We start from the raw sequence: 23309 nt of genomic DNA, 5'->3' as shown, positions 1-23309 counted from the left end.
GATGGCCCGTTTTCGGGCCTTTTTACGTTTCAATTAGTCTTCGTCTGCTTCGTTTTCGTCGTTCTGGTTTGCGGCGGCGGCCTTTGCCGCCTTGTCTGCCCGCAACGCATCACGAATAAGATCGTCCGTCAGAATGAGCTTCGCATCGGAAAGCGCGCTGAACGGAACGGTGACTGTCGGTTCTTCGCCATAGGCGATCTGGTCACGTTCCAGCTTGAAGCCGTCCGCATCGACCTCAACGATCTTGCCGCGAAACCGCTTGCGGTTCTCGACCAGAATGGAGGTTTCGACCTTCACCAGATGGCCCTGCCAGCGGGTGAAATCCAGTTTGCGAACCATCGGCCGATCGATGCCGGGCGAGGAAACTTCGAGATGATACGCTTTTTCGACCGGATCTTCCACATCAAGAACCGGTGAAATCGCCATCGAGATGGCTTCACAGTCCTGAACGTTCATCGTTCCGTCTTCGCGCTCGGCCATCACCTGCAACGTCATGCCGTTCTGGTTGGAGAGCCGCACGCGCACCAGAAGATATCCCATGCCCGTCAAAACAGGCTCGATGATCTCGGCGATGCGCTGGTCGATGCCCGTTTCGGTTATCAGTCGCGGTTCGTGTGCGGTGTCTGCCATCTGGCCTTCCGGTCTTTGATTTTCACCGGGCTCCTGGCCCGTGGTTTCCGGTTCGCCTAACGAAAAAGAGCGGAGCCTTGCGGCCCCACTCTTCATCAAGCGATCAAGAATTTCAGGGGTCATATAGACCCATCGGGGCAGGATTGCAAGGTTTTCGCGGCGCTCCTGCTTCAATGGCGATGGTAGCCACATTTTCACCTTCCCCGTGTCGGAAAGGCTGGCATGATTTCCGGCACTGTCTATAGTTGCCGTTTGATAGATCGCAGTTGCATCAAGTGGACTGATCGTGCCTGACCGTAAATCGCCGCTCGCGCCTTTAAGGCATTTGACTTACAGACGAATCTGGATCGCCAGCCTTGCCTCGAATTTCGGTGGGCTGATCCAGGCGGTGGGCGCCGCGTGGATGATGACCTCGCTGTCGAGTTCGGAAAACATGATCGCGCTGGTGCAGGCCTCCACCTCTCTGCCGATCATGCTGTTCTCGCTGATTTCAGGCGCGCTGGCCGATAGTTTCGATCGCCGACGCATCATGATTTCAGCGCAGCTCCTGATGCTGACGGCCTCCGTACTGCTGACGGTTTTTGCCTGGTGCGGCTGGCTCACGCCCTGGCTGCTGCTGTTCTTCACTTTCATGATCGGCTGCGGCACCGCGCTTAACAATCCCTCCTGGCAGGCCTCCGTCGGCGAAATGGTGCCGCGCGAGGATTTGCCCGCCGCCGTGACCCTGAACAGCGTCGGCTTCAACATCACCCGCAGCGTCGGCCCCGCCATCGGCGGTATCATCGTCGCCGCCGCAGGGGCTGCCGCCGCGTTTTTCGTCAACGCGCTGAGCTATTTCACCCTGCTTTACGCCCTGTTTCGCTGGCAGCCGCCCAAATACGCCTCGACCTTGCCGCGCGAGCAGCTTCTCGCCGCCATATCCGCCGGGATGCGCTATGTGGCCATGTCGCCCAATATCGGCAAGGTGCTGGTGCGCGGCTTTCTTTTCGGCCTTTCCGCCAGCGCCATCCTGGCTTTGATGCCGATCGTTGCCCGCGATCTGGTTGAGGGCGGTCCGCTGACCTATGGCGTCATGCTGGGTGCATTTGGCGTCGGTGCCATCGGCGGCGCGTTGATCAGCGCCCGGTTGCGGGAAGTCATGTCCAGTGAATGGATCGTGCGTGTCGCTTTTATGGGGTTCGCGTTCAGCTCCGGCATGACGGCGATCAGCACGAGCGCCATCGTCACGTCGCTTGTCCTGACGATTGCCGGCGCCTGCTGGGTTCTGGCGCTGTCCCTGTTCAACACCATCGTCCAGCTGTCCACCCCGCGTTGGGTGGTGGGCCGGGCGCTGTCGCTTTATCAGACCCTTACCTTCGGCGGCATCGCCGTCGGCAGCTGGCTCTGGGGTGAACTGGCGGAAGATTACGGCATTTCCTATTCGCTTCTCTGTTCCTGCGTGCTGATGCTGCTCGGCGTCGTCGTCGGCTTCAAGCTCGCCATGCCGGCCTTCGCCTCGCTCAATCTCGATCCGCTCAACCGTTTCGTCGAACCGCCGCTGAGACTGGACGTTAAACCGCGCAGCGGCCCGATCGCCATTCTCATCGACTATGAAATCCACGACGAAGACCTCGGCGAATTCCTGCCGCTGATGGCCGAACGCCGCCGCATCCGCATCCGCGATGGCGCGCGCAACTGGAACCTGATGCGTGATCTCGAAAACCCGGATATCTGGACCGAAAGCTACCACGTGCCGACATGGGTGGAATATGTCCGCCACAACCACCGTCGCACCCAGGCGGATGCGGAGGCCTGGGACCGACTGCTGGAACTTCATCGCGGCAAGACACGGCCGCGTGTGCACCGGATGATCGAGCGGCAGACAATTCCACCGACTGACGATATCTTCCACAAACCCCATACCGATCAGCATTGAGGGGCGAGGGCTAAAAGCAGATTATTTCAGCTTCGCCTTCAACCCCGCATCGGGAAAGCACGTCGGGGCCAGCCCATTTTTCGCCTGCCAGTCGCCGAGCGACCGGCGTGTCTTGAAGCCGGCCAAACCGTCCGCCTTGCCGACATCGTAACCCTTGGCAACCAGCGCCTTCTGCATGGCCAGAACATCCGATCGCAGCATCGATCCGACACTGCCCCATTCCGCCTCGAACGGCCCCGCCCCGTGGGCGATGCGATCGGCGAGATTACCGATGAACAGGGCGTAGAGGTCGGAATTGTTATATTCCTTGATGACGTAGAAATTCGGCGTCACCACGAATTCCGGCCCGTGCCGTCCGGCCGGCACCAGCATCATGCCATCGGCAGTAAGGTCATTGGCCGGAAAGGCTTTTCCGGAAATACGGGTGATGCCCATCTTCGCCCAGTCGGCCACCGGCCGGGCAAGGTCAGGGCCTTCCTGCGCGCAGGAGACATTGGCCGGGATCGAGGCTTCGAAGCCCCAGTCGCGATTGCGCTGCCAGCCGCGCTGAGAAAGATAGTTCGCTATGGATGCCAGCGCGTCCGGTACGGAATTCCAGATATCCCGCCGGCCGTCGCCATCGAAATCCACCGCATATTTGAGGTAGCTCGACGGCATGAATTGCGGCTGACCGAGCGCGCCGGCCCAGGAGCCCATCATGCGCGAGGCTGCAATATCGCCGCTCTCGATGATCTTTAGCGCATCAATCAGCTCGGTGCGGAACATCTCCTTGCGAGTTGACATATAGGCCTTCGTGGCCAGCACATCGACTACGGAATACGGCAGTTTCGCACGGCCGAAACCGGATTCGCGGCCCCAGATCGCCACGATGATATCGCCGGGCACGCCATATTTCGCTTCGATGCGGCGAAGGGTGGCGGCATGTGTTGCTGCAAGCGACCGACCGGTGCCGGCAAGCCCCTGCAATCGCTTCTCGGAGAAATAGGCGCCCGGTGAAGAGAATTCCGCCTGGCTCTGGCTTTGTTCCTTCGGCGGTTTCTGGCCGGGGATGATGAGATCAGGCAGCTTCCAGTTGATGGAGAGACCGCCGAGAGCCGCTTCGAGCGTCTTTTGCGAAATGCCCGCCTTGCGCGCTTCCGACCAGATTTCCTTTTTCAGCCACGTATTGAATTCGGCGTCGTATCGGGCAGCAGTCGCCCCTGTCGGCACGGATTGCGCCAAGGCTGCCGTCGCTGAAAATACGGAAAGAATGGCGGCTAGCGCCGCCGTGGGTGCAAATCGGTTTCGCATTCGGTCTCCTCTTTGGGTCGTGCGGAGTGGGGAAGGCGTCAAATCGTCGTGCGCGCCCGAAGTGCGGCCGTCAATGTGCCTTCGTCCAGATAGTCCAACTCGCCGCCCACCGGCACGCCATGCGCCAGCCGGGTGATCTTGACGCCGAGATCGGCCAGCCGATCGGTGATATAATGGGCGGTTGCCTGCCCCTCCACCGTCGCATTGACGGCGATGATAAGTTCGCGAATGCCACCGGCGCTGACGCGGTCGATCAATCCCTTGATATTCAAATCTTCCGGCCCGACGCCATCCAGCGGCGACAGCGTGCCGCCCAGCACATGATAGGCGGTGTTCATGGCGCTTGCCCGCTCCAGCGCCCAAAGATCAGACACGTCTTCCACCACGATGATGATAGACTGATCACGCCTGTCGTCGGCGCAGACGGTGCAGGGGTCGATGGTATCGACATTGCCGCAGCAGGAGCAGATCTTCACCTTGTCATAGGCCTCGCCCATGGCATGGCCCAGCGGCCCGAGAAGCTGCTCCTTCTTCTTGATGAGATGCAGCGCCGCCCGCCGCGCCGAGCGGGGGCCAAGCCCCGGCACTTTTGCCAGAAGCTGGATCAGTTTTTCGATTTCGGGACCGGTGACTCGTTTTGCCATGAGCGCTTTCTACTGCATAAATCGGGAAACGGGAATCATGAAGCGCGAAGGGCAGTCCATGAAAATACGGGCGGTATGCCGCGGTGAGGCAAAGTCTTTGCCGGGAAAGACAACGAAGACGGGTATTTTCAAATATGCCGTGCAAGGCCCGGTCATGGTGGATGGGGAAGGCATCGTCAGTGATGCCGTCTGCAATCGCAAACATCACGGCGGGCCGGATCAGGCGATTTACGTCATGGGCACGGTCGATCTGGATTTCTGGTCCCGCACACTCGGTTTTGTCATCGACCCCGGGTTTTTCGGGGAAAATCTGGTTCTGGAGGGTGTCGACAGCGCCAAATTGCATGTGGGCGACAGGTTTTTGGCAAAGGAAGTGGTGCTGGAAGTGACCGCCGCCCGCATTCCCTGCGCCACCCTGTCAGCCCGGCTCGGCGACCCCGGCTTCGCACCGCGCTTTCGCCAGGCCGGTCAGCCGGGTTTCTATTGCAGGGTGCTGAAAGGCGGAATGCTTGCCACCGGTGAGGACATCGCCCTCGAACCTTATGAGGGAACGAAACTGCCCATACCGGTTATTTTGCAGCGCTTCCGCCCCATGCAATTGACGCAGGAGGAACGCGCTGCCTATCTCGACACACCGCTTGCAAGCCGCTTCCGCGCCATGCTGGAGGTATGAGCGCCAATATCAGAACGGCAGCTTCATGCCGGGCGGAATCGGCAGGCCGGCTGTGATTTCTTTGGTCTTTTCGGCAGTGATGGCCTCGGCACGTTCCTTGGCGTCATTATGGGCGGCAACGATCAGATCTTCGAGAATTTCGACGTCGTCTTCCCTAAACAGCGACGGGTCGATCTTCAGGCCCAGCAGGCTGCCCTTGCCGTTCAACTTCACGGTCACGAGCCCGCCGCCGGATTTGCCTTCGACTTCAAGCGCGGCGATATCCGCCTGCATCTTTTCCATCTTAGCCTGCATTTCCTTGACCTTGCCCATCATACCCATGATGTCACGCATGTGCCAAACTCCTGTTTTTGTTATATATTAGAATTCTATGTCGTCGCCGGGAAGGATGTCGCCGTCGCTCGATTCGGCGACCGATGGTGGGGCGATCTCGTCTGCCTCGTCCTGTTCTACAGCTCTGATGCGCACGTCGGTGATTTTTGCGCCGGGGAATTGCTGAAGAATGGCGACGACATCCGGGTCCTGTCTGGCATCAACAAGGCGGGCGTCGCGGGCATTGCCCTCGGCCTCCACCAGCGTCGGCTGGCCCTCTTCCTTGCTGAGGCTGACGATCCAGTGGATACCGGTCCACTCCTTCAACCTCACACCAAGCTCACCCGGCAAGGAGCCGGGAGCGCCATCGCCGAGGCGCATATCGAGCCGGCCCGGTTCCAGCCGAACCAGCCGTACGAAATTGCGCACCTTCGCCCGCATGACGGGGTCGCGGTTTTTCTGGCAAAGGTCGGCAATATCCTGCAGGGAGTTGACTGGAACCTTTGGCTCGGGCCGCTCTTCGGTCTTCGGCGTGACGACCTGCATGTCGTGCGGGCGGCTGTCGGGAACGGCGCGCAGTATGGCAGACGTTTGCGGCGTCGCCGGGCGCTGGGCCGGAAGATCGACAGGTCTTGTGGCAGCCACGGTCTGCGCTGACGAATAGGCTCGTGCGCCGCCGCCATTGCCGCCGCCCGAAGGCGCGCCGTTGGCATAGCCACCATCGCCGGCAGAAAGTTCGAGCAGGCGCCGTGCCGCATCCTCCGGTGCCGGAAGATTGGCGGCATGCGAAAGGCGGATCAGCACCATTTCGGCAGCACCTGCCGGACGCGAGGCATTTTCCGTTTCCGGTATGCCCTTCAGCAACATCTGCCAGATGCGTGATAGCGCCGTCACCGCAATCGTCTCGGCAAATTCCGCACCATGCACGCGTTCGACCTCGGAAAGCGAAGGGTCTTCCGCCGCATCAGGTACATATTTCATGCGGGTAACGAGATGGGTAAAATCGGCAAGGTCGTTCAGCACCACGACAGGGTTTGCGCCCGCCTCATATTGCCCGTTGAATTCTGAAAGCGCGGCGGCGACATCGCCTTTGATAACGTGTTGGAAGAGATCGACGATGCGCGCGCGGTCGGCAAGGCCGAGCATGCCGCGCACCGCTTCTGCCTCCACGCGGCCGCCGCCATGGGCAATCGCCTGATCGAGCAGGGAAAGGCCATCACGGGCCGAACCCTCGGCCGCACGGGCGATCATCGACAGCGCCTGTGGCTCAGCCTCAAAACCTTCCTTGCCGGCAATAGCCGTGAACAGGCCAACGAGATCGGCGGCGCTGATGCGGCGCAGATCGAAGCGCTGGCACCGCGACAGCACGGTAATCGGCACCTTGCGGATTTCGGTGGTTGCGAAGATGAATTTCACATGCTCCGGCGGCTCTTCCAACGTCTTCAAAAGACCGTTGAAGGCCTGCGTCGAAAGCATGTGCACTTCGTCGATGATATAGACCTTGTAGCGCGCCGAGACCGGACGATAACGCACCTGCTCGATAATCTCGCGAATGTCGTCGATACCGGTGTGGGAGGCGGCGTCCATCTCGATGACATCGACATGTCGGCCTTCCATGATCGCCTGGCAATGCTCGCCGGGAATGCGCAGGTCGATGGTCGGCTTGTCGATCAGGTCGGTCTTGTAATTCAGCGCCCGGGCGAGAATGCGCGCCGTCGTCGTCTTGCCCACGCCGCGAACGCCGGTCAGCATATAGGCCTGCGCGATGCGTCCGGTCTCGAACGCGTTGGTCAGCGTGCGAACCATCGGCTCCTGGCCGACCATCAGATCGGAAAAATCCTTCGGGCGATATTTGCGTGCCAGTACCCGGTAGCCGGTCCCGCTCTGGGATTCGCTTGTTGTGGTGGGTACGGTATCGCTCATCGCCTCGCCAGTTTGTTTTGCCAGTTTGTTTCGGGGCTGAACTGGCCCGGCGAAAGCTGAGCGGCATTTTGAAAAAGGTGGGAGGCTGGCACGGCGACCCGTGCCTGGCTCGTTAGGGCTGCTTCCTTCCGGACCTGACCCGGTTGGCGAGTGGCTCGTCCACCACCAACCTCCCGGGGCCACATATCGGCAATATCGACAGCAAATGCAAGCCAAGCCTTCAAAAAACTGCTATCACGATGAAAACAAACAGGGAGGACACCTTGGAGACATTCCGGCTGGACGACAGGCTGGCGCGCGATAGTGTGCTTGTAACGCGTTTGGGACTATGTGAATTGCGTTTGCAGAACGATAACCGCTGGCCTTGGCTGGTGCTGGTGCCCCAGCGAGAAGGTGTCAGCGAATTGTTTGATCTGACCCCGCTCGATCAGGCTATGCTGACATTTGAGACCAATCTCGTCGCCGCCGCGCTAAAGGATGTCACGGGGGCCACCAAGATCAATGTCGGTGCGCTGGGCAACATCGTCCGGCAACTTCACGTCCATATTATCGCCCGCAATGAAGGTGACACCTGCTGGCCCGGCCCCATCTGGGGTCACGGAACGGCGGTGCCCTATGCGGTGGGCGAAAAGGAAACTTTCATGAAAAAAATCTCCGGCGCGCTCTGATGATGTCAATGACAATTTTTGAAACCAACGCTCCCCATCCCGAAGCAAGCCTGCTGACAGCCTTTTCAAAAAATGCCCTCGACCGTTTCGCCGAAAAGCGGACGGAAGAGTGCGTTGCCGATGCGCTGAAAATCGACGGCACCCATATTTTTGCCTTCTCGGGTAACCGGCTTGTCCTGAAGCACGATGATCAGGTCATCGATCCCCTGTTCTCCGCCTATGAGTTGGCCGAATTGCAGCCGGATTTCGACAATGCCGTGTTGCTGGGATACCGTGAAACCGGCGAACCGAGAATCGCGGTGCCGGTTGCCGTCGCCGAAGACCATCTGGCAAGCCACTACAAGCTCGCCGACGCCCGCACGCTTTATCGCGATCATCTGCTCGATGAGGAGTTACTCAGCGAGGTTGCCCAGGCTGTCAGCCTGACCCACTGGAATGCCGACAACCGGTTTTGCGGAAAATGCGGCGGGAGCATGGAGCTGCGGATCGGCGGTTACAAGCGGATCTGCGCTGCCTGCAATCACACTATTTTTCCGCGAACCGATCCTGTCGTCATCATGATGACAATCGATATCGAGCGTGATCTTTGCCTGCTTGGTCGTGGCGCCCATTTTGCGCCGGGCATGTATTCCTGCCTTGCCGGCTTCGTTGAGCCGGGTGAAACCATCGAGCAGGCCGTCCGCCGCGAAACGCATGAGGAATCCGGTGTCGACATCGGCCGCGTGCGTTATCACGCCTCTCAGCCGTGGCCGATGCCGCATACGCTGATGATCGGCTGTTACGCTGAAGCGCTCTCTTTCGATATCGCCCGTGACGAGATCGAACTGGAGGATTGCCGGTGGTTTACGCGCACTGAGGTGGCCACGATGCTGGAGACAGCGACGGGCGACGGCTTTTCCGCCCCTCCGGGCGGCGCCATCGCGCACCGGCTGATGCGCGACTGGGTGGAATGGACGAAATGAAACGCGTTGCGGCAGGCTCAGCTCTGGTTGAGCTTGCCGCGCATTGCATGGCCCTTGTAGACGCCGAGAATGCGAACTTTTTCTGAGAAGAAGCGCAGTTCGTCCAGCGCATGCCGCACCGGTTCGTCATCCGGATGGCCTTCAATATCGGCATAAAACTGCGTTGCGACGAATTTTCCGCCCAGCTGGTAGCTTTCCAGCTTCGTCATGTTGATGCCGTTGGTGGCAAAGCCGCCCATGGCCTTGAAGAGGGCGGCCGGAATGTTGCGGACGTTGAAAACAAAGGTCGTGACGATGATTTCGTCGGTAGAATTGTCGTCAGACTGACGTTTGGCCCAGTTTTCATCACGCGACAGCACGACGAAACGGGTGACGTTGTTCTCCGAATCCTCGACATTTTCGGCCAGAATATCGAGACCATAGAGATCGGCCGCAAGGCGCGGTGCCAAGGCCGCCATGCTGCGGTCGCCCTTTTCCGAAACCTGCTTGGCCGCACCCGCCGTATCGCCGGCGATAACCGGTTTCCACCCGCTGGAGCGGATGATCTTGCGGCACTGGCCAAGCGCATGAATGTGGCTATGGACGGTGCGGATCTCGTCTTTTTTCACACCCGGCATCACCATCAGCTGGAAGCGGATCGGCATGAAATATTCACCGATGATATGCAGGCGCGATTCCGGCAGCAGATGGTGAATATCGGCGACGCGGCCGGCCAGCGTGTTCTCGATCGGGATCATGCCGAGATCGGCTTCGCCATTTTCAATGGCGTTGAATGCATCCTCAAAAGTGGGGCATGGCAGAGGCTCCATATCCGGGAACATGTCGCGGCAGGCCATGTCGGAATTCGCGCCGAATTCGCCCTGAAAGGCAATGCGATTTGTGCTCAAGGTCATGAAATTTTCCGTTAAAAGGTTCTGCTTGCAAGAATGGTGCGGGCTTTTTCGAGATCATGCGGTGTGTCGACGCCGAGCGGCACGGAGCGAACGATTTCCGCATCGATGCGCATGCCGGCTTCCAGCGCGCGCAACTGTTCCAGCCGTTCGCGTTTCTCCAGCGGTGAGGGCGGAAGGCTCACGAATGTCTCAAGTGCGGCGCGGCGATAGGTGTAAAGCCCGATATGGTGATAAAGCGGGCCGTCGCCAGAAGGCGCGGTCGCACGCGTAAAATAAAGGGCGCGCAGCCGAGTTTCGGAGAGCGGGCTGCCCACGACTTTCACGACGTTCGGATTGGTTTTTTCGTCTTCGTCAGTGATTTCCACCGTTAGAGTGGCGATGTCGACGGCGGGGTTCTCGAGCGGGCGCAGAGAGGCGCGGATCGTCTCCGCCTCGATGGTCGGAAGATCGCCCTGCACATTGATGACGTATTCGGCGTTGCCGTAAGGATCGGCCTTTTGCAGCGCTTCGAAAATGCGGTCCGAGCCGGACTGGTGGTCGTCCCGCGTCATCATCACGTCGAAACCGGCGGTTTGAACGGCCGAAAAAACCTGTTCGTCATCCACCGCAACGACGATTCGTTCCGCACCTGCTTCTCGTGCACGCAACGCCACCTGAACGATCATCGGCTTGCCGCCAATATCCGCAAGCGGCTTGCCCGGCAGGCGTGTGGATGCCATCCGTGCCGGTATGAGGACGACAGCTTTCTCGAAATCCCGATTCTTCATCCGACACCCTTCAAATCCCCTCCGAAAAGTGTCAAAACGTCACGGAGTGGGGACCATTATTCAAGTTGCGCAGGCTGTGCAAAAGCCATAGCTTTCGAGTAATTTCAAGATGCCCGGTTATATGGAGCGGATGCGAGGGAGCGCATATAGATGAATTCTTATGTAAATATGGGCGTTGGGGCGTTGCTGGGTACGGTTTTTGTCCTGATGTCGGTGTCAATTGCGTCTGAGGGCATTTTTCATGCGCCCACGCCCGAGAAGGAAGGTTATGCTATTGCTGCTGCAGAAAGCGGCGGTGAAGCAGCCGGCGGAGAAGCCGCTGCCGCAGCGACACCAATCGCGCAATTGCTTGCGAGCGCCGACGCTGCCAAGGGCGAAACGGTCTTCAAGAAGTGTACGAGCTGTCATACCGGAGAGAGTGGTGGTGCAAACAAGGTCGGCCCCAATCTCTTCGATATCGTCAACCGGCCGATCGCCAGCCATGCAGGTTTCAGCTATTCCGCGGGCATGAAGGATTTCTCCAAGGGCGGTTCCGTGAACTGGGATTACGATCATCTCAGCTTCTTCCTCGAATCTCCCAAGAAACACGTTCCCGGAACGGCCATGGGCTTTGCGGGTGTGAAGAAAGAAACGGAAAGAGCCGATCTGATCGCTTATCTGCGCACGCTGTCGGCGAACCCTGCGCCGCTGCCGGATCCGACAGCTGCTCCCGCGCCGACGAACTGAAGAAAAAATCTGATTCATGAAAAAGCCCGGCAGTGATGCCGGGCTTTTTCATTCTACGGCATGTCCGCTCTTAAAAGATCAGAAGCCCTTGCCGCCGCGCAATTCGGAAATCACGGTTCCGACCATGATCCTGATATCCAGCCAGACCGAGAAATTGTCGACGTAATAAAGATCGGAGACAATCCGCGCCCGCGCCTTGTCACTACGATCCGTCGGGCCGCGCAGCCCTCGCATCTGTGCAAGGCCGGTAATACCCGGCCGCATCTGATGCCGCATATGATAATGAGGAACCAGCTCTTCGTAAGGTCGGCCGGCCGCCAGCATGCCGATGGCATGGCAGCGCGGGCCGACAAGCGACATGTCGCCCTTCAGTACATTGATAAGCTGTGGCAATTCATCGATGTTCGTGCGGCGCAGAACTGCGCCGATACGGGTTATGCGCGGGTCGTTCTTCACTGTTTGCGCCACGCCGGTGGCGTCGCCCAGTTCGGTCTGCATGGAGCGAAATTTATAGACGCGGATTTTACGCCCGTTCATGCCCCAGCGGACCTGCGAGAACAGGACTGGCCCCTTGCTATCGAATTTGACCAGCGCCGCAACCGTCAGCAATACGGGAGCGAGCGCGACAAGGGCGATGGACGCCCCTGCAATGTCGATTGTTCTTTTGAGCGCGAACTGGCCGCGCTGCAGCGTTGATGGGCTTTTTTCCGAAATGAAAGTTTGCATTTCCGCCGGTTCGAAACTGGCGGTCGCAGGATAGGGAGCACCGTAAAAAACGGCATGCGATGAGCCTTTAGTACCCAGCATAATATGGAACCCTGAAAAGTTATTTTGAAACAAGAAAATTAATTTATATGATCGATTAATAATTCATTTACCGTAAAAGTCATCTGAAATTTAGCTATCACTGCGCAAATAGCAATCTACGGTTAACGCAGATGCACGCATATGTTGCGGCGCCAATGCCACGTCCGCTGCCGGCTGTGGAAAGCAGGTGATTAAGCGGCTGGAAAACGGATGGCGTCGTGGAGAAGATAGCAGGATCGACGCGCCCTACCGTTCGCCACCTAACTGATCGGACGGCTACCAAAAAGGCGATTAATTACCCATCAGAATATCAAGCAGGGTCGTCTGTTTTGGCCTGGAATTCGGAGACGCCTCACCACCGATATCGGCAGGTGGAACGGGTCCGTTGCCGGCCGCATAGCCGGGTTCGATGTCGCGGGACGGGATATTTGCGGGCGGCATAGCGACGCCCGGCTGAGCAGGGTTCGGTGAAACCGGCGCTTCGGGATAGGCTCGGGTGTTCGTTGCGCCGCCGCCGAGCGCATTGGATATGATGTCGCCGATGGAGGAAGGTGCGTTTTCGGGCGCCGGTTGCTGCATTTCCCCAAGCGGCGGCACGGCACCCGCGCCAAGGCCGAAGAGCGGCGAAGGCGAAAGCCCGGAATGGGCGGCGGTCATGAAATCTTTCCAGGCCCTTGCCGGAAGCCCGCCGCCGGTCACCTTTTTCATCGAGGTGCCGTCGTCATTGCCGAACCAGACGCCCGTGGTCAGATTGCTTGTATAGCCGACAAAAAGTGCGTCGCGGAAGGATTGGGTGGTGCCGGATTTTCCCGCCGCCTGCCAGCCTTGCAGGCGTGCGGCCTTGCCCGTGCCTTCGGTGATGACGCGCGACAGCATGCCGTTCATCATCGCGGCGATTTCCTCACTCAGCACACGTGGCGGATTGTCGTATTTGTTTTCGTAAAGCACCTTCCCGTCGGCGTCTGTAATACGCTTGACGATATGCGGCGTCGCCTTGTAGCCGCCATTCATGAAGGGTGCGTAGGAAGCGGTCAGCTCCATCAGAGACACTTCCGAGGTGCCGAGAGCGATGGAGGCGTTGTTCTGCAACTCCGATTCGATGCCCATGCGATGCGCCACCTGCGTCACACGGTCAGGGCCAACTTCCATAACCAGTTGCGCGGCGATCGTGTTCAGAGAGTTGGCAAGCGCGGTGGCAAGCGTGACTTCGCCGCGATATTTCTTCTCGTAGTTTTCCGGGGTCCAGTTTCCAATCCGGACCGGCCCGTCATTGCGGATGGTGTAGGGGGTAAGCCCCGATTCAAGCGCGGCCACGTATACGAAGGGTTTGAATGCCGACCCGGGTTGCCGTTTCGCCTTGGCGGCACGGTTGAACTGGCTTTCGGCATAATCCGCCCCGCCCACCACGGCCCGGATCGCGCCCGTGCCGTCGATGGAAACCAGCGCCGCCTGCGATGCGCCCTGCTTCTTGCCATCACCCTTTAACACATGGGTCAGCGCCTTTTCGGCGTCACGCTCGAGATTGGGGTCGATGGTCGTATCGACAACGATATCCTGCTTGACGTCGCCAACCAGGCTACGCACCTCCTCCAGAACCATATCGGCAGCGTAATGTTCGGCCCCGGACCAGAAACGTTTGGCTTTGGTCGGCGGCTGCGACATGGCCGTCTTGATTTCATCGTCGGTGATGAAGCCGACATCGCGCATCGATTGCAGCACCACCTGCGCCCGCTCTTCCGCCGCCTGCGGATCCCGTGCCGGTGAAAGGCGCGAGGGCGCTTTAAGAAGCCCGGCAAGCATCGCCGCTTCGCCCAGATTGACGTCACGCGCGGATTTGTTGAAGTAACGCCGGGAAGCCGCCTCGACGCCATAGGCGTTGGACCCGAAATAGACGCGATTGAGATACATCGCGAGAATCTGGTCCTTGGTGAATTCATGTTCCAGCCAGAAGGACAAAAGCACTTCCTGAACCTTGCGCTCCAGCGTCCGGTCGGGAGAGAGGAACAGGTTTTTCGCCAGCTGCTGCGTCAGCGTCGAGCCGCCCTGCACGGTTCGCCCCGTCAGCACATTCGTCACGATCGCACGGCCGAGACCGAGCGGATCAATGCCGAAATGCGAATAAAACCGCCGGTCCTCGATCGCCATGACGGCCTGCGGAATATAAGGCGACATGTCTTCCAGCGCGAGCGCCTCGCCGCCTGTCGTGCCGCGATTGGCAAGCACGCTGCCATTGACCGAAACGATCTTCACATTCGGCGGGCGTTCGGGAATGGACCAGCTGCTGGCGCTGGGCATGCGTGCGCCATAATAAAGGACAAGGCCGGCAACGCCGATACCGCCCCAGATGCCGAGTACGACGCACCAGTAAACCAACGAACGGACAATGCCCGTCGCGCCGCGGCCGGAGGAATTGCGGATGCGCTTTTCTTTTTTCTGCGATTTGGCGCGCCCAGCGGTGGCCTTTGGTTTTCTGGCGGGCTGTTTTGCGGTCCCGCTGATGCGCTCGCTCGCATCGAGGCGCAGATCATCACCGGACTCGTGGAAATCCCCGAAGGAAGGTTCTACCCGATCGCGTGATTTGCCCTTGCCTGCCATCCAGCCGAAATTGCTCCTTAATTCACGACGCCGCGCACCCATATGACCTTCAGGCTTCTATGCCGGCGCGATCCTTAATCCAGGATGAAGAGTTTAAATGCGGCAATTTAAGGCGGGGTTAAGTTCAGACGGGATCAAATCGCCGTCATTGGCAGACGTCGACCCATTTCGCTCCCGTCAATTCAGCCATGGCATCGGGCGAAATCCGCACCGCCGCATTGGTGGCGCCGGCCGCCGGCACCACTTCATCATAATTTTTCAGCGATATGTCGCAAAACACCGGAAGAGGTGAGGGCAGCCCGAAAGGGCATACGCCGCCGACGGGATGGCTGGTCACCGCAACGACCTCTTCCGGCCCCAGCATGCGCGGCTTGGTGCCGAAATGATCGCGGAATTTCCGGTTATCGAGCCGCTTCGTACCCGCGGCGACGACGAGAAGAATGGTGTCGCCAGCCTTCAGGCATATAGTTTTGGCGATCTGGTCGGGGGCGACGCCATGTGCTTCGGCGGCCAGCGCGACGGTTGCCGAACTGGCCTCCGTTTCGATAACGGTCACTTCCGGCAATTTCTCGGTGAAGAAGGCTCTCACGGATTCGATAGTCATGCGTATTTATTAGGCGGTAACCGAGCGAGCTTCAAGACACCAGGAGATAGCTATGCATTTTATGCAATGCTGCGCTGCGATGAAGTGTCTGTTTTTTGAGCTGATATCCTGTATGTTCAAACCATCGAAGCGACGCACTCCTCCTCCCAGCGTCGCCCGATTGGACTGACAATACTCCTCCTCCCAATTGTCAGTCAGTTTCAAGAACCCGGCGCACCTCCTCCCGCGCCGGGTTTTTGCTGTTTCAGGCCCTGTTTTCAGCGGCTTCGGTGTGCTCGTGCTTCACAAAGATCACGCTGTTTTCAAAGAAACTTGACTTTTAGCCCTTGCCAACCTAGGTGTTCGCGCATCGATATTTGTTTGACGACCAGAGCTTCGGCGCCTTTTCGGGTGCACACGACGATCTTTCCTTCAAATTCGACCCAAGACCGCACTGCCTGCAGTGCAAATACAATTTGCCAACGGAAGGAAATCGTTATGGCGACTGGTACAGTAAAGTGGTTCAACGCAACCAAGGGCTACGGCTTCATTCAGCCTGACGACGGTTCGCAGGACGTATTCGTGCACATCTCCGCTGTTGAGCGCGCTGGTCTGACCGCCCTCAACGACGGTCAGAAGCTCTCCTACGAGCTGATGCAGGATCGCCGCTCGGGCAAGATGTCCGCAAGCGATCTCGTCGTTTCCTGATAAGCGCTCTGGCCCCCACGGGCCACTGACATGAATGGAAAGGCCGGATTCTTCCGGCCTTTTTCTTTTGAAGGATGGTCCTGAACGGGCCGGCCTTGAAAAGAACGGATCGCATACCAATATAGCGTTCAACAGTGTTTCGGATGAAAACTGTCAGGCGGGCATTTTAATAGTGCCGTTGTTGTCGTGTTAACCAAAGATTAACCGAAACAGCTGATCCTGATCGTGAAAGCAGCGTCGACATGATCGACGCGCTCTGAAGCATCAGACCGTTGAACGCTTTGACCACGGATGTACTGGCATTGACGAAAACGGATGGAAAGGTCGGGCTTGCCCCGGCCTTTTTGTTTTTGAGCACCAAACAAAAGGGGGGAGGAGCCGGGTAGCCGACGCCTCCTCTTTTTTTGATTATTTCGCCGCCAGCGCGTCGAGAATGCGGACCCAGGAGCGGATGCCCTTGTGGAAGGACTGCAGGTCGTATTTTTCATTGGGCGAATGAATGCGGTCGTCGGTAAGGCCGAAGCCGACAAGCAGCGAATCCATGCCCAGCATCTTCTGGAAATCACCGACGATCGGGATCGAGCCGCCCATGCCGATGACGACCGCGGGCTTTGGCCACTCGTCCGAAAGCGCGTTTTTAGCCTTGGTCAGTACGGGTGAATCATAGGAAAGCTGGATGGCCGGCGATGCGCCATGCTCATGAAACTCCACCGAGCAATCCGCCGGGATTTTCGAGCGCACATAAGCCCGGAAGTTCTCACGAATGGTCGCTGGGTTTTGTTCGCCAACCAGACGGAAAGACACCTTGGCGGAAGCTTTTGCGGCGATTACGGTTTTGAAGCCGTCGCCGGTATAGCCGCCGATGATGCCGTTGACTTCCGCCGTCGGCCGCGCCCAGGTCTGCTCCAGCACGGTGCGGCCCTTTTCGCCTGAGGGAACCGAAAGGCCGACCTCACCGAGGAAGGCTTCCGCCGTGCGCCCCAGCGTCTCCCAGGAGGCCTTGATGTTGGCAGGAGTTTCCTCCACGCCGTCATAAAAGCCGGAAAGCGTGACGCGGCCGGTCTCGTCATGCAGGCCAGCCAAAATATCCGTCAGAATGTGGATCGGATTTGCGGCCGCACCCCCGAAAAGACCCGAATGCAGATCGCGGTCGGCTGCAGTGATGACGATTTCTTCACCGACGAGGCCGCGCAGCGCAGCTGCGATGGCGGGCGTATCGCGGTCCCACATGCCGGTATCGCAGACCAGCGCATAATCGGCCTTCAGCTCATCCGCATTGGCTTCGAGGAACGGCTTCAGCGAGGGTGAGCCGGATTCCTCTTCGCCCTCAAAGAGAATGGTGACGCGCACCGGCAGGCCGCCATTGACGCCCTTGTAAGCCCGGCAGGCTTCCACGAAGGTCATCAGCTGGCCCTTATCGTCAGCCGTTCCGCGTCCGGTAATCACCTGACGACCGGCACCGATATCTTTCACGGTCGGCTCAAACGGGTCGTTTTCCCAGAGATTGAGCGGATCAACGGGCTGCACATCGTAGTGGCCGTAAAAAAGCACATGTGGTGCGTCTTTGGTGGCTGCATCGTGATGCGCCACCACCATCGGATGACCGGCCGTATCGCGAATGGAAGCCTCAAATCCCAGTGAGGAGAGCGTTCTGACCAGCCATTCCGCCGCCTTGCGGCACTCCGCCTTATAGGCCGGATCCGTGGAAATCGACGGAATGCGCACCAGTTCGAACAGCCGCTCGAGGCTGGATGTGAGATTGTCGTCGGCGGTGGAAAGAATGGGGGAAACGTCTGTCATCGCTGATCCTGTCATGTCTGTCGTGACCCGGCGATGGACGAGGCATCCGGGCATCGCGCATCGCGTGGGAACAAGGGGCTGACGTGTCGTGAATCGCCAAACGTGCAGCCGCCGGAACGATAGAGCAGTTCAGGAAAACTGCGAAGCGGTTTTACATCCGAAATTACGCATCAACAAAACCCGGAGCCCTCAGCAATGACGGGTCGCGGAGCAATAAGCAGCGGTTTCAAGGTGCAAATGCTATTTCGCTTTTTTCGCGCTTTCGATCGCCCGGCGCATATATTCCAGCAGGAGCTGTCTTTCGAAACGACGGAAATCCTTAAGCAGCGTGTCTTCGGTGGCCTCGGACGCTGCAATGGCATTCGCCTCCAGATCCCTGCCGCGCTGGGTCAGTTCGATGATCTGGGCGCGGCGGTCGCTGGGATGAGACTTGCGGATGATCAGCCCGTCACGCTCCATACGTGAGAGGGTATTGGCAAGCGTTGCCTGTTCGACGTCGATTCTATCAAGCAATTGCCGCTGCGTCAGGCCTTCCTCATGCCATAGCTCGATGAGAATGGGGAATTGCCCGGGGGAAAAACCCAGGGCAGCGGCTCTTTTTTGCAGCGCCATGGTGAATTCCCGCGCCATTTTCGTAGCGAGATAAATTGCCGATTCGTCCCGGGAAAATCCCATTCTTCCGTCCGTAGAGCATTTCCGCCGGCACATTCCGGCAATTCGATAGCGCGATATATATCGTATGATATGTTTATGCCAGCCCGGCGGCCGGCACAAAATAAAACCGCCATGGCCGGGAGGGATCGGCCATGGCGGTCATATTGGAGGACAAAGGCCCGGAGAGGGGGAAAGGCCTTTGTCCGGTCTGATGCGGCGGGGGACGAGCCAGCAATCAGACTACGGCGTGATCAGGCGCCGTCCCTTATGAAATGTGTTTGCAAATGCGGCTTTTCAAGGGAAGGGCTGATTACAAATCGGTAACGTTCAGGTGAATTTTCCGGCCGATTCGCGCCGCCTCGTTTCCAGTGCTTTGCGGTGTGTTGTGCGAAGTTTCGGTGGACGCCAAAACGGCCCCGCGCTATCCATATCGCCATGAAAAAAGGCGATCATCTCTTCCTCGTTGACGGTTCCGGTTTCATTTTCCGGGCCTTCCATGCCATTCCGCCGCTGAACCGCAAGTCGGACGGGCTGCCGGTCAACGCCGTCTCCGGCTTCTGCAACATGTTGTGGAAGCTGTTGAAGGATGCGCGCAACACCGATGTCGGCGTCACGCCCACGCATTTCGCCGTGATTTTCGACTATTCGTCGAAAACATTTCGCAACGAGCTTTATGATCTCTACAAGGCCAACCGTTCTGCACCGCCGGAAGATCTGGTTCCGCAGTTTGGCCTGATCCGCGAGGCGACGCGCGCCTTCAACCTTCCCTGCATCGAGACGGAAGGTTTCGAGGCGGACGATATCATCGCCACTTACGCCCGGCAGGCGGAGGCGATCGGCGCTGACGTCACCATCATCTCTTCCGACAAGGATCTGATGCAGCTCGTCACGGCCAATGTGCATATGTACGACGCCATGAAGGACAAGCAGATCGGCGTTCCTGATGTCATCGAAAAATGGGGCGTCGGCCCGGAAAAGATGATCGATCTTCAGGCGATGACTGGCGATTCCACCGATAATGTTCCCGGCATTCCCGGCATCGGGCCGAAGACGGCGGCGCAATTGCTGGAGGAATATGGCGATCTCGATACGTTGCTGGAACGGGCGGGCGAAATCAAGCAGCAGAAGCGTCGGGAAAACATCATCGCCAACGCCGATCTTGCCCGTCTTTCCAGACAACTCGTGGCGCTCAGGACCGATGTGCCGCTGGAGCAGTCTCTCGAGGCACTGGTGCTCGAACCGCAGAACGGCCCGAAGCTCATCGCTTTCCTGAAGGCGATGGAATTCACGACGCTGACCCGCCGCGTTGCCGAAGCGACCGACAGCGACGCCTCTGCCATCGACCCCGCCAATGTGCCGGTGCAATGGGGCGCCGATGCCCATGGTCCTGATCTCGATGCGCCCGCTGCCGCCGTTACGGCGGGTGACGTAGCCGCTGGCGCAACTGCCGCCTCGGCTTCGCCCGCTGCTCCGGCGAGAAAGCTGACCGGGGAAGGCAGCGCGCCTGCCGACCTCACCGCCGCGCGCCAGGCGCTTTTTTCAGCCGCCAAAATCGATACGACCGCTTATACGACGATCAGAGACCTTGCAGAACTGGACCGCTGGGTTGCTGCGGCCCGTGAGACCGGCGTCGTCGCATTCGACACCGAAACGACCTCGCTCGATCCGATGCAGGCGGAACTCGTCGGGTTTTCGCTGGCCATTGCCGATAATGGCAAGGACGCCTCGGGCACCGATATCCGCGCTGCCTATGTTCCCTTGACGCACAAGACCGGTTCCGGCGGTGATCTTTTCAGCGATGGTATCAAGCTTGCCGAAGGGCAGGTGCCGTTTGCCGAGGCGCTGGCGCGTTTGAAAAACCTCCTTGAGGACCCGGCGGTTCTGAAAATCGCCCAGAACCTCAAATATGACTATCTGCTGATGAAACGCCATGGCGTCGTCATGCAGAGCTTCGACGATACGATGCTGATTTCTTATGTTCTTGAGGCCGGCAAGGCCACGCATGGCATGGATTCGCTGTCTGAACGCTGGCTGGGCCACACACCTATTGCTTACAAGGACGTGGCAGGTTCGGGCAAGTCGAGCATCACCTTTGATTTCGTCGACATCGACAAGGCGACGGCGTATGCAGCGGAAGACGCGGATGTCACCCTGCGCCTCTGGATGGTGCTGAAGCCGCAGCTTGCCGCAGCTCGCCTCACCAGCGTCTACGAGCGGTTGGAGCGCCCTTTGGTGCCGGTCCTCGCGCATATGGAGGAGCGAGGCATCACGGTGGACCGACAGATCCTGTCGCGTCTTTCCGGTGAACTGGCGCAGAAAGCGGGGGCCTTCGAAGAGGAAGTCTACCAGCTGGCGGGCGAACGCTTTAATATCGGATCACCAAAGCAGCTTGGTGATATTCTGTTTGGCCGGATGGGCTTGCCCGGTGGCTCGAAAACCAAGACCGGCCAATGGTCGACATCGGCGCAGGTCCTGGAAGATCTGGCGGCGGAAGGTGCCGAACTACCGCGCAAGATTGTTGACTGGCGGCAGCTGACCAAGCTGAAATCGACCTATACGGATGCGCTGCCGGGATATATCCATCCTGAAACGAAACGCGTGCACACCTCCTACGCGCTCGCGTCGACCACGACGGGGCGTCTGTCATCCTCGGAGCCTAATCTTCAGAACATCCCGGTGCGCACAGCCGAAGGCCGCAAAATCCGCACGGCCTTCATCTCCACGCTCGGCCACAAGCTACTGTCCGCTGACTACAGCCAGATCGAGCTGCGCGTGCTGGCCCATGTCGCCGATATTCCGCAGCTGCGCAACGCCTTCGAAAACGGCATCGACATCCATGCGATGACCGCATCGGAAATGTTCGGCGTGCCGGTGGAGGGCATGCCCTCGGAAGTGCGCCGCCGCGCCAAGGCCATCAACTTCGGTATCATCTATGGCATTTCCGCTTTCGGTCTCGCCAACCAGCTGAGCATCGCCCGTTCGGAAGCCGGTGAATATATCAAGAAATATTTCGAGCGTTTCCCCGGCATTCGCGATTACATGGAAGCGACCAAAGCTTTCGCCCGCGAAAACGGCTATGTCGAAACGATTTTCGGCCGCCGCGCGCATTATCCGGAAATCCGCTCCTCCAATCCTTCGGTGAAAGCCTTCAACGAACGTGCGGCCATCAATGCCCCGATCCAGGGTTCTGCCGCCGATATCATTCGCCGTGCGATGGTCCGTATCGAGCCGGTACTGGAAGAGCAAAAGCTCTCCGCCCGCATGCTCTTGCAGGTGCATGACGAACTCATCTTCGAAGTCGAAGAAGCGGAAATCGAAAAGACCCTGCCCGTCGTCGTCTCGGTGATGGAGAATGCCGCGATGCCTGCAATTTCCATGAAGGTGCCGTTGCAGGTGGATGCGCGTGCTGCGGAGAATTGGGACGAGGCGCATTGACCGGCCATCTGATCGGTCAATGTCATTGATTTGTTGCGTGCGGGGACTAGGGGAAACCTCCCACAAGGAGTCCCCGATGCACGCCCCGCTCGTCTCAAAAGATCTGGAATATTTCTCCGCCAACAGCCACGATAAGCCACCGCGCCATCTCGGTAGCCGTTATAATTTGGATGGCGAATTTCTGCCCGAGCCGGGCAATACGGTAGTTTGCCATTTGCTCGAAGCATCGCAGAGCGAAAGCGCTATCATCAAGACGCGCCAGCGTTTCCTGGATATGCCCGAGGCATCGCAGCTTGCCTTCACGCCGGTTTCCAGCCTGCATATGACGGTATTTCAGGGCATCATCGAGTTCCGGCGCGCGCTGCCCTATTGGCCGGAGAACATGCCGCTCGATACGCCGATCGACACGATGACGGACCATTATCGCGACCGTCTTTCGGCCTTTCCCGCCCTTCCGGTTTTCAACATGCAGGTGACTGGCCTCAAGCCCACAGGGCTGGTGATGCAGGGTGTTACAGCCGAAGACGACCGGATCGTTGCATTGTGGCGGGATGCATTTGCCCAAGCCTTCGGTTACCGGCATCCCAACCATGAAAGTTATGAGTTCCACATTACGCTGTCTTACGTCACACGCTGGTTCGATCCGGAATGCCTGCAGCGCTGGCAGGCGATGCTTGATGAAGAACTGGAAGAACTGCGGGCGGCAGCGCCGGTCATTGAGATGCGCCCACCGGCTTTCTGTGAATTCAAGGATATGAACCACTTCAAGGAGCTTGTTGTTTTCGATAAGAGGTGAGGCACGATTTGCTACGCCTGACGGCGGCCCTTCGCACCAATTCCGCTGAATCGGAAAAAATGCGTGTCAGGGCTGGTCAAAGCCCGTTTGGGCATGTATAAGCGCGCCAAATTTCCGATATCGAGACACCCGACATTCGGCCTTTGGTTCTGGCCGGTTACGTTGTTTCGCCGCTAAAGTGGAGTAACAAAAATGGCTGTACCTAAAAGAAAAACAAGCCCGTCCAAGCGCGGCATGCGTCGCTCGGCTGATGGTCTCAAGTCTGCAACCTACGTTGAAGACAAGAACTCCGGCGAACTGCGCCGTCCGCACCATATCGATCTGAAGACCGGTATGTATCGCGGCCGTCAGGTTCTGACGCCGAAGGAAAGCGCATAAGCTTTTCTGAAATCTTATTTGCAAAAAACCGGCCCTCGTGGCCGGTTTTTTGTTTTCTGAAGGTGGCGTCAGTCAAAGGCGGGTCACTTGGAAAATAAGATAACACCTCTTACACTCTCTGTGGGAGTTAGCGGGAGCCTGATGTGGGAG

General features: G+C 58.6%; 21 protein-coding genes and 1 other RNA gene. 9 read left to right on the top strand and 13 right to left on the bottom strand.

The genetic code is table 11. The features are described from left to right. Positions 1-33: 33 nt before the first annotated feature. Positions 34-630: a ribosome maturation factor RimP gene (rimP, locus tag DXT96_RS14845; protein ID WP_149898190.1), complete on the bottom strand. Its 597-nt coding sequence runs from the start codon at positions 628-630 to the stop codon at positions 34-36. Positions 631-916: 286 nt separating this feature from the next. Here rimP and DXT96_RS14840 point away from each other — a divergent pair, with 286 nt between their 5' ends. Beyond that, positions 917-2545, top strand: coding sequence for an MFS transporter (locus tag DXT96_RS14840; protein ID WP_149898191.1), 1629 nt, complete (start codon positions 917-919; stop codon positions 2543-2545). A gap of 21 nt (positions 2546-2566) precedes the next feature. On the opposite strand, the gene DXT96_RS14835 is transcribed toward DXT96_RS14840, so the two are convergent. Together DXT96_RS14835 and recR are read right to left on the bottom strand one after the other, a co-directional pair. Next, positions 2567-3835 carry a lytic murein transglycosylase gene (locus DXT96_RS14835; RefSeq protein WP_153515334.1) on the bottom strand — a complete coding sequence of 423 codons (1269 nt, stop codon included), beginning with the start codon at positions 3833-3835 and terminating at the stop codon, positions 2567-2569. Positions 3836-3873: 38 nt separating this feature from the next. Then, on the bottom strand, positions 3874-4479 hold the full coding sequence (gene recR, locus DXT96_RS14830) for a recombination mediator RecR (protein WP_149898193.1): 606 nt from the start codon (positions 4477-4479) through the stop codon (positions 3874-3876). Positions 4480-4516: 37 nt separating this feature from the next. On the opposite strand from recR, the gene DXT96_RS14825 reads away from it, so the two are divergent. Further along, entirely contained in the window at positions 4517-5152 is a 636-nt protein-coding gene (locus tag DXT96_RS14825) for an MOSC domain-containing protein (protein WP_188355930.1), read from the top strand. Between the two features lie 9 nt (positions 5153-5161). Here the strand turns inward: DXT96_RS14825 and DXT96_RS14820 are convergent, their stop codons facing one another. The 3 genes from DXT96_RS14820 to ffs all read right to left on the bottom strand — a co-directional run bounded on the left by DXT96_RS14820 (position 5162) and on the right by ffs (position 7561). Further along, on the bottom strand, positions 5162-5485 hold the full coding sequence (locus DXT96_RS14820) for a YbaB/EbfC family nucleoid-associated protein (RefSeq protein ID WP_149898194.1): 324 nt from the start codon (positions 5483-5485) through the stop codon (positions 5162-5164). A gap of 27 nt (positions 5486-5512) precedes the next feature. After that, on the bottom strand, positions 5513-7387 hold the full coding sequence (locus DXT96_RS14815; RefSeq protein ID WP_153515333.1) for a DNA polymerase III subunit gamma/tau: 1875 nt from the start codon (positions 7385-7387) through the stop codon (positions 5513-5515). A 77-nt stretch (positions 7388-7464) separates the two neighbouring features. Then, positions 7465-7561, bottom strand: an RNA gene (ffs, locus tag DXT96_RS14810) — signal recognition particle sRNA small type. Positions 7562-7626: 65 nt separating this feature from the next. Between ffs and DXT96_RS14805 the strand changes: the two genes are divergently transcribed. Both DXT96_RS14805 and nudC read left to right on the top strand, forming a co-directional pair. Next, positions 7627-8055: an HIT domain-containing protein gene (locus DXT96_RS14805; protein ID WP_188355931.1), complete on the top strand. Its 429-nt coding sequence runs from the start codon at positions 7627-7629 to the stop codon at positions 8053-8055. A gap of 2 nt (positions 8056-8057) precedes the next feature. Next, positions 8058-9017, top strand: a complete 960-nt coding sequence (nudC, locus tag DXT96_RS14800; RefSeq protein WP_174374190.1) for an NAD(+) diphosphatase — start codon at positions 8058-8060, stop codon at positions 9015-9017. A 17-nt stretch (positions 9018-9034) separates the two neighbouring features. Here the strand turns inward: nudC and DXT96_RS14795 are convergent, their stop codons facing one another. Beyond that, positions 9035-9910 (bottom strand): prephenate dehydratase, encoded by an 876-nt coding sequence (locus DXT96_RS14795; RefSeq protein WP_153515332.1) that lies wholly within the window; start codon positions 9908-9910, stop codon positions 9035-9037. 11 nt (positions 9911-9921) lie between these two features. Next, positions 9922-10677: a 3-deoxy-manno-octulosonate cytidylyltransferase gene (locus DXT96_RS14790; protein WP_153515331.1), complete on the bottom strand. Its 756-nt coding sequence runs from the start codon at positions 10675-10677 to the stop codon at positions 9922-9924. Positions 10678-10827: 150 nt separating this feature from the next. On the opposite strand from DXT96_RS14790, the gene DXT96_RS14785 reads away from it, so the two are divergent. After that, entirely contained in the window at positions 10828-11403 is a 576-nt protein-coding gene (locus tag DXT96_RS14785; protein ID WP_153515330.1) for a cytochrome c family protein, read from the top strand. A 78-nt stretch (positions 11404-11481) separates the two neighbouring features. On the opposite strand, the gene DXT96_RS14780 is transcribed toward DXT96_RS14785, so the two are convergent. The 3 genes from DXT96_RS14780 to DXT96_RS14770 form a co-directional block, all read right to left on the bottom strand. Then, positions 11482-12210, bottom strand: a complete 729-nt coding sequence (locus DXT96_RS14780) for a sugar transferase (RefSeq protein WP_153515329.1) — start codon at positions 12208-12210, stop codon at positions 11482-11484. A gap of 291 nt (positions 12211-12501) precedes the next feature. Further along, positions 12502-14805 (bottom strand): transglycosylase domain-containing protein, encoded by a 2304-nt coding sequence (locus DXT96_RS14775; protein WP_153515328.1) that lies wholly within the window; start codon positions 14803-14805, stop codon positions 12502-12504. Between the two features lie 145 nt (positions 14806-14950). Further along, the gene (locus tag DXT96_RS14770) at positions 14951-15409 is read right to left on the bottom strand and encodes a YbaK/EbsC family protein (protein WP_153515327.1); all 459 of its coding nucleotides are present in this window, start codon (positions 15407-15409) and stop codon (positions 14951-14953) included. 477 nt (positions 15410-15886) lie between these two features. Here DXT96_RS14770 and DXT96_RS14760 point away from each other — a divergent pair, with 477 nt between their 5' ends. Beyond that, positions 15887-16096, top strand: a complete 210-nt coding sequence (locus DXT96_RS14760; RefSeq protein WP_153515326.1) for a cold-shock protein — start codon at positions 15887-15889, stop codon at positions 16094-16096. Between the two features lie 408 nt (positions 16097-16504). Here DXT96_RS14760 and DXT96_RS14750 read toward each other — a convergent pair whose 3' ends face one another. Further along, positions 16505-17896: a dipeptidase gene (locus DXT96_RS14750; protein ID WP_153515325.1), complete on the bottom strand. Its 1392-nt coding sequence runs from the start codon at positions 17894-17896 to the stop codon at positions 16505-16507. Positions 17897-18136: 240 nt separating this feature from the next. Then, positions 18137-18571 carry a MarR family winged helix-turn-helix transcriptional regulator gene (locus DXT96_RS14745; RefSeq protein WP_153515324.1) on the bottom strand — a complete coding sequence of 145 codons (435 nt, stop codon included), beginning with the start codon at positions 18569-18571 and terminating at the stop codon, positions 18137-18139. A gap of 414 nt (positions 18572-18985) precedes the next feature. Between DXT96_RS14745 and polA the strand changes: the two genes are divergently transcribed. The 3 genes from polA to rpmF all read left to right on the top strand — a co-directional run bounded on the left by polA (position 18986) and on the right by rpmF (position 23159). Continuing rightward, positions 18986-21985 carry a DNA polymerase I gene (polA, locus tag DXT96_RS14740; protein ID WP_153515323.1) on the top strand — a complete coding sequence of 1000 codons (3000 nt, stop codon included), beginning with the start codon at positions 18986-18988 and terminating at the stop codon, positions 21983-21985. 76 nt (positions 21986-22061) lie between these two features. Next, positions 22062-22781 (top strand): DUF1868 domain-containing protein, encoded by a 720-nt coding sequence (locus DXT96_RS14735; protein ID WP_153515322.1) that lies wholly within the window; start codon positions 22062-22064, stop codon positions 22779-22781. 192 nt (positions 22782-22973) lie between these two features. After that, on the top strand, positions 22974-23159 hold the full coding sequence (gene rpmF / locus DXT96_RS14730; protein WP_003507205.1) for a 50S ribosomal protein L32: 186 nt from the start codon (positions 22974-22976) through the stop codon (positions 23157-23159). Positions 23160-23309 lie beyond the last annotated feature (150 nt).

Origin of the sequence: Agrobacterium sp. ICMP 6402 (assembly GCF_009498615.1) — a bacterium.
GTDB lineage: Bacteria > Pseudomonadota > Alphaproteobacteria > Rhizobiales > Rhizobiaceae > Agrobacterium > Agrobacterium burrii.
The sequence above is the reverse complement of the archived record's forward strand: the minus strand, read 5'-3'. Positions and strand labels throughout refer to the sequence as shown.